The sequence below is a fragment of the Steroidobacter sp. genome (genome assembly GCF_016790065.1).
GTDB lineage: Bacteria > Pseudomonadota > Gammaproteobacteria > Steroidobacterales > Steroidobacteraceae > Steroidobacter.
The window spans coordinates 1-6,136 of record NZ_JAEUPY010000851.1 but is presented as its reverse complement, the minus strand read 5'-3'; the positions used below and the strand labels follow the sequence as shown (position 1 = coordinate 6,136).

Below are 6,136 nucleotides of genomic sequence, written 5' to 3'. Positions count from 1 at the left end.
TCTTCAGTTCATACTTCAGGAACCAGTCCTGAATCGCACGCAATTGCGAAATGTCGTGGCGGCCACTGCGATCGACGAGCGCGTACTCATAGATCCAGCCGACCCCGGTCGCATCCGGGCCTAACGACGGCCGCGCGGTGCGCGGCAGCCGCTCCTGGATCTGGCTCAAATATTCGAGCACGCGCGAGCGCGCCCAATACAGATCCGTGCCGTCTTCAAACAGCACATACACGAAGGAATCGCCAAAGAAGGAATAGCCGCGAACGGTTTTCGCGCCGGGTACCGAGAGCATCGTCGTGGTCAGCGGGTACGTGACCTGGTTTTCAACGATACGCGGCGCCTGTCCCGGGTACTGGGTGCGGATGATGACCTGCACATCCGACAAGTCCGGCAATGCATCCACCGGCGTACGCTGAAGCGCCCACACGCCCCACGCCAGCACAAACACGGTCGCGAGCAGGACGAGAAAGCGACTTTCCAATGACCAACGGATCAGACGCGCGATCATCGCGGCCTCTCCTCGTTGTCTCTCGCGGAAGCATCGTGCTCATCGAGTGGCGTGATGCTCTCGATCTGGAAGCCGCCCTGCGCGGTCTTCGTGAATGAGAAACTGACGCGATCACCGACCTTGAGATCGTCCGGCACTCCCTGTTCGGGTCGCTTGAAACCCATGGTCATCGGCGGCCAATCGAGCGTGGGTACCGCCTCGTGGGCAATCGTGATCTCATCGGGCTTGATCGCTGTGATCGTGCCCTCCGTCAGGGGATGCGTCGTCCGCGAGACATCGACTGCGAGTGTCTGCGCTGCTGGCGGTCCGACCGCGGTCTCCAGGCGCGTGACGGTAGACTTGAGACTCGCCTCCGAGTCGATGAGGAACTGCCCCGAAACAACGACCGACTGGCCTTCCTCCAGCCCCGACAGAATCGCCGACTTGCCCTCCACCTCCGCACCCACGGTGACGTTCGCGACATCGAAGCCGCCGCCCTCGCGCGCCACGACGACCACTGAGCGTTCACCCGTTCTGATCACCGCCTCGCTCGGCACCAGCAGCCGCGGTTCCTCCTTTGGCGCCGCGAACTCGACGGAGACGTACATGCCCGGCGCAAGCCGATCCTGCGGGTTGTCGAACGCCACGCGGGCGGTCAGCGTCCGGGTTTCAGGGTCGACCTCGGGCAAGAGCGCAATCACGCGGCCATCGAACGTCTCCCCCGGCCAACCGATCGCGTGTGCGGTTGCCTTGGCACCCCTCGGAACGACGGAGACCTGCGCTTCGGGCACTTGCGCATGGACCCACACCGACGTGAGACCATTGATCCGAAACAGGGGCGCGCCGGCCATGAACGCCGAGCCCTCGCGCACTGAGAGTTCGCTCACCACCCCGTCGATGGGCGCGAAGATTGTAGTTGTGGGACGCACTTTGCGATCCGCGTCGATCGCAAGAATCGTCGCCTCGGGGACGCCGAGCACCACGAGCCGCTGACGTGCCGCCTCGCGAATCAACGGTGCCGACGCCGCGTTCGCATCGAGCAACGCGACGTATTCCTGCTGGGCGGCCTGCCATTCCGGCGCGAGAATGTCGGCAAGCGGCTGACCACGGCGCACATGCTCAAGCGGCGCCTTCACATACAAACGCGTGATATAGCCATTGACGCGCGCCTGTACGAGCTCGAGCAGCCGCTCATCGAATGTCACGTTGCCCGCAGCAATGAGCCGCTGCCCCAATGCCGCCTTTTCCACCTTGCCGACGCGGATGCCTAAGTTCTGAGCGACGTTGGCCTTGATGCGCACGCCCCCGCCATCTTGCGCTACATCGGCGTAAACAGGGACAAGATCCATGTCCATGAAGGGAGACTTGCCAGGCTTATCGAATTTCTGTCCGGGCACCATGGGATCGTGCCAATACAGGACCTTGCGGTCCTTATTCGGCGACGCTTGCTGCGATGGCGAAGCCCCTTGTTGAGCTGATGCATCGTTCGAGCGCTCGCGGCTGATGATCCAGCCGAGTGCCAGTCCGACGATCAGTGCGGCGATGACGGCCGCAATCCATCGACGACTACTCATGGGACGATTCCTGCCCAGGTTCGAGATACTTCAGAGAGGCCCAGGCTCGGCCGAGTGCCGTGAGCAACTCCGCATGGTCGCGCTGTATTTCGATTTCGGCGACCTGGCTTGCCAGCACGGAAACAAACTCGACGCGACCTGCTTGAAATCCGGCCAACGCCGCTTGCGAGCGCTGCCGAGCAAGCGGAATCCGCTCACGCTCGTATAGCTCGATACGTTGGCGAGCTGCATCCCACGCCGCGAGCTCGCGCGTGATCTCGGCGGTATGCATACGCAACTGCACTTCGCGGTCCGCTTCGAGTTGTGACAACTCGGCGTGTTTGGCTCGGATCATCGGATCCTGCCGATACCGACTGAAGAGTGGCAGGCCGATACGAACCTGCAGCGAGACCATGTCGGAGAACGCATCGCCGCGCTTGGCGTAGGAAAGCTCCGCGCTCCAATCAGGACGCTTCTCGGCACGCGCCAAGTCAATTTCACTCTGCGCGAGCGCTCGTTGGGCATCGAACGTGAGGAGCGCTCCATGTCGATGCAGCGATGCGAACAACTGCTCGCGCGAGGTGGGCAATTCACGAAGCGAAGGCGCATCCGCCAGAGCTTGATCTGACGCCGCGCCGATCCAACGCGCCAGCTCCGCGCGTGCCATGCGAACTTCGCGCTGGGCATCGAGCAGGCGATTGTCCAGTTCGCTGATCGCGTCTTGGGCGGCCAGGGCATCGACGGTGGAACCGCGCCCGCTAGCCAGCATCGCGCGAGCGGCCTGAGCTTGCAATGTAACTTCCGGCTTCAGTGCCCGCAGCTTCGTGAGTACGAGGTCGGCGGCATAGGAATCGATCCATGCGGTTGCGGCCGCTCTCGCCGTCTCCAGGCGCGTTTGTTGTGACTGACTTTGCGCCAGCGCAACTGAGGCCGCGGCGCGTTCGCGCTGGGATGAACGCTTCGCGCCGTTGGGAAACGCCTGCATGACGCCGGTCTTCTGCATCGTCATGAAGTCCCGATCGAACGACCAAGCATCCGCACCCGTGGCTGGCAGGTTCTCGACGCCAAGCACCAGCTCCGGATCAGGCAACCGGCCCGCGCTCACCGCCTGAGCTTGCGCGCTGTCGAGCGCCGCCGCTCTGGCCTGCATCTGCGGTGCTCGCTCAACGGCAAGCTCGACCGCGCGGTCTAGCGTGAGTGCATCCGACTGCGCGTGAGCCCACGTGGCAAACAGTAAGGCGGCAGTTAGCACGAATATCCGTTTGTGATTTTTCATGTGAACAGGTGCCCTCGGATCTCTAAGCCGACGGATGGTCTCTGACGGTGGGCAACACCGCCGGCAGCTTTTTGGACGCTGCCGACGTGGTCGAGCATTGTGCACTCATGTGTGCTTGAGGCACCGGTCCACGACTGTAACGACATGCACACCCTTGCCAGGGTGCCCGTGGTGCTCACGCACGTACGTCTTGCACAGGCGCATATCGCGATCCTGCGCATCCATTTGGTGACGAGCCGGTGTTAGCGAGTTTGCTGCCATTGCCGGTTGCAGCCAGACCGATAGAGCAGCAGCGATCATCACGGCGAAGGCGGAACGGCGAAAACGGTTGCGAGTATTCATTGCAATCACCTCAAAGTTTCGGGGACATGACGTGCCACGGCACGAGCCGCATGCACGTCAGTCAGCGAAGCAAGCACGGACTAAACAGTCAGTCCGCGTGAGGTGCGCGATTAGAGTCGCAGCCGACCGGTGAGCAGATAGACCTGCGGGTGGCGGACCTGGATGGGGGAAGCGACGGCGAGTGTCGTTCGCTCGCGCGGAGCCAAAAACGAACCCGGAAACGCAGGTACAGGCGCATTGGCGTGCTCGGGCGGCATGGGATCCGCCACACGAACATCCCGTTGGCCCTCAACGGCGGCTGTCGAGCCAGTCGGTAAGGGACGCGCGCTGCAGCAGGGAGTTCGGGCTGAGACCACAGCCGTAGGTACGGCGTCTGTCTGACAAGGCTCGCCGCCAGGGCAGCAGTCGGCACCCTGCGCCATGAAAGCGCACGAGGCCGCCGTAGCAACGGTTCCCCACAGACTGAGCAGCAAAACGCTCAAGATTGCGTAACGGCGCCACATATGCACGTTGGAGGATTCTCGACCCAAAGGGTCCGTTCCCTACAATAGGCACCAACTGCCCAAGCGTGACGGATAAGGATCGTGATCGTTCACGCTGCGGGGTTGGTCACGTTCGGCGCCCTGCCGCCTATTAACTCCAGGAGACTGGTCAGATCGCGCGGTGCTCTGTGAGACAATCCATCACCCGATGGACGCAGCCCGCCGAACCGCTATCAGTAACACCCTGGCGCGCCTGGCCGATGGAGATCGCTCGGCGTTCGCCATTCTGATGACTGATCTGTGGCCAGTGGTCCTGGCATTCGCCCGGCGGACCGTGCGGGAGGGCGCGGACGCCGAAGACATCGCCCAAGAGGTTTTCGTGAAGATCGCCTCTCGCATCGCCGACTATGACCGCAGCCGCGATGGTCTGACCTGGATCTATGCGATCACTGCGTTCGAGGTCCGAACTCATCTGCGACGGCTGCAGCGACGCCGAGAAGTTCCGCCGATCGCGGAGGACGCGGAGCCGGCCGACACGGCACCTTCACCCATCGATTCGATCATCGACGAGGAGGTCTCAACCATGCTGGCGGGTGCGCTGGGTGAGCTCAGCGATGCGGACCGCGCGCTACTCGGCATCGGTGAGGGATCCTTCGATGTCGCGCTCAGCGGCACTGCGATTCGCAAACGCCGTCAGCGTGCACTTAGCAAGCTCCGGGGCATGTGGAGCACGTTTTATGGTTGATCAGGAGCTGCTTCACCGACGCGCACTGCGCGCTTATGAACTCGGCAGGTTGCGAATGTCATCGCGCGTGCTGTTTTTCTTATTGCCGCTCGGTGCGGTCTGCACGATGTTGAGCACGAATCCGAAGGCGTGCGCATCTCTGGCCCTGCTCGTCGTGGGTCTCGCAGTGACTTTGCGCTGGCTGGATCGGCGCGGCGTACAGGCGGTGGATGTTGGCCTGAAGTCGGGCATGCTTCCCCTGCTGGTCAGCATCGCATTGATGCAGGTGGGTTGCTCACCAAATTCGCCACTCTGCATCACCATTTGCGTACTCGGCGGCTCGCTCGCGGGCGTATGGATGGGATACCAACTGGGCTATGGACGAGCTGGATTGTTTGTTTGGCTCGCGACGGCGAGTGTTGCATTGATCATTGCGGCACTGGGTTCGCTGGATGTCGGCCTCGTTGCTTCGATCGGACTTTCCACTGCCTACATTGCAACGGGCGCGATCGTTGCCGCCTTGGTTCGGCTTCGCGCGGCTATTTAGGTGTTGGCCGTCCGCAAAGCTGTCGGCTGCAACTTTCACGGATAGAAACATTGGAGCCCGATCCCGGAGTTCGCTCAAGGTCTTGGTGATGCGGTGAGCGCGAGGCCAGTTGCTTCTCATTCTGATCACGCTGAGCCTGTCGTGGGTCACGACGGACTGCAGCTGCAGGATGAGTGGCGAGGTCCCACCGCTCGCCTGCTGTTGCAACACTGACGGATCGCATCCCTGCCCGCAACCGCGCAATTGCGTTGCGGACGCGGTGCTCAGTGGGTCGGGCAATAGGTATTGTTCCATTGTCACCAACGCCGGCAGCGCTACTGTAAGTCCGGCGGAGACTGACCCCACCCGATCGGCCGTTGCTCAGCACCTTCAAAGTGCAAGCGACAGCGCGGTCATTACGGATCCGTCTTCCGATTTCCCCGCGCCCGCTTGCGCATGCGGGCAACACCGAACCCATCTATCTGCTCCTCGGTCGTTTGCTCAGATAGATCGCAGATCGCCTCGACGACCGCTGCAACCCACGGAGCGATCGTCTACTGACACGGGTCGGGCCAATTCGATTGGCCTTCATACAGTCCGTTCAATGAGGCGAGCCATGTCAATTCATCACCTTTCCCCCATGCGGAAGACAGCGATCGCTGTATCGTGTCCGCAACCGTACTGAGCACGGCGAGTGCATGGTCCACTACGAGTTCCACAGAGGTGCTCAAAGTGCACACGAGCCG

The 6,136-nt window shown here is 62.2% G+C and carries 6 protein-coding genes; 2 read left to right on the top strand and 4 right to left on the bottom strand.

Going from position 1 to position 6,136, the window contains the following annotated elements; all coding sequences use genetic code 11:
* The 4 genes from JNL55_RS34295 to JNL55_RS34280 all read right to left on the bottom strand — a co-directional run.
* A partial coding sequence (locus tag JNL55_RS34295) for an efflux RND transporter permease subunit (RefSeq protein WP_293865482.1) occupies nt 1-508 on the bottom strand: 508 nt, incomplete at its 3' end.
* A complete protein-coding gene (locus JNL55_RS34290) occupies nt 505-2,061 on the bottom strand; it encodes an efflux RND transporter periplasmic adaptor subunit (protein WP_293865479.1) in 1,557 nt (518 codons plus the stop codon). The genes JNL55_RS34295 and JNL55_RS34290, both read right to left, overlap by 4 nt.
* Complete coding sequence (locus JNL55_RS34285; protein WP_293865476.1) at nt 2,054-3,316, bottom strand: TolC family protein; 1,263 nt, start codon at nt 3,314-3,316, stop codon at nt 2,054-2,056. Before JNL55_RS34285 ends, JNL55_RS34290 begins: the two co-directional genes overlap by 8 nt.
* 105 nt (nt 3,317-3,421) lie before the next feature.
* Nucleotides 3,422-3,658, bottom strand: coding sequence for a hypothetical protein (locus JNL55_RS34280; protein ID WP_293865473.1), 237 nt, complete (start codon nt 3,656-3,658; stop codon nt 3,422-3,424).
* Between the two features lie 690 nt (nt 3,659-4,348).
* Here JNL55_RS34280 and JNL55_RS34275 point away from each other — a divergent pair.
* Both JNL55_RS34275 and JNL55_RS34270 read left to right on the top strand, forming a co-directional pair.
* Nucleotides 4,349-4,885 carry an RNA polymerase sigma factor gene (locus tag JNL55_RS34275; protein WP_293865470.1) on the top strand — a complete coding sequence of 179 codons (537 nt, stop codon included), beginning with the start codon at nt 4,349-4,351 and terminating at the stop codon, nt 4,883-4,885.
* 55 nt (nt 4,886-4,940) lie between these two features.
* Nucleotides 4,941-5,411: a hypothetical protein gene (locus JNL55_RS34270; protein WP_293865467.1), complete on the top strand. Its 471-nt coding sequence runs from the start codon at nt 4,941-4,943 to the stop codon at nt 5,409-5,411.
* The last annotated feature ends 725 nt before the right edge of the window (nt 5,412-6,136 follow it).

What these genes read in the sequence shown, in the direction of transcription:
- JNL55_RS34270 (WP_293865467.1), top strand. Translation starts at nt 4,941, where the DNA reads ATGTCATCGCGCGTGCTGTTTTTCTTATTGCCGCTCGGTGCGGTCTGC.
- JNL55_RS34290 (WP_293865479.1), bottom strand. Translation starts at nt 2,061, where the DNA reads ATGAGTAGTCGTCGATGGATTGCGGCCGTCATCGCCGCACTGATCGTC.
- JNL55_RS34285 (WP_293865476.1), bottom strand. Translation starts at nt 3,316, where the DNA reads ATGAAAAATCACAAACGGATATTCGTGCTAACTGCCGCCTTACTGTTT.
- JNL55_RS34275 (WP_293865470.1), top strand. Translation starts at nt 4,349, where the DNA reads ATGGACGCAGCCCGCCGAACCGCTATCAGTAACACCCTGGCGCGCCTG.
- JNL55_RS34280 (WP_293865473.1), bottom strand. Translation starts at nt 3,658, where the DNA reads ATGAATACTCGCAACCGTTTTCGCCGTTCCGCCTTCGCCGTGATGATC.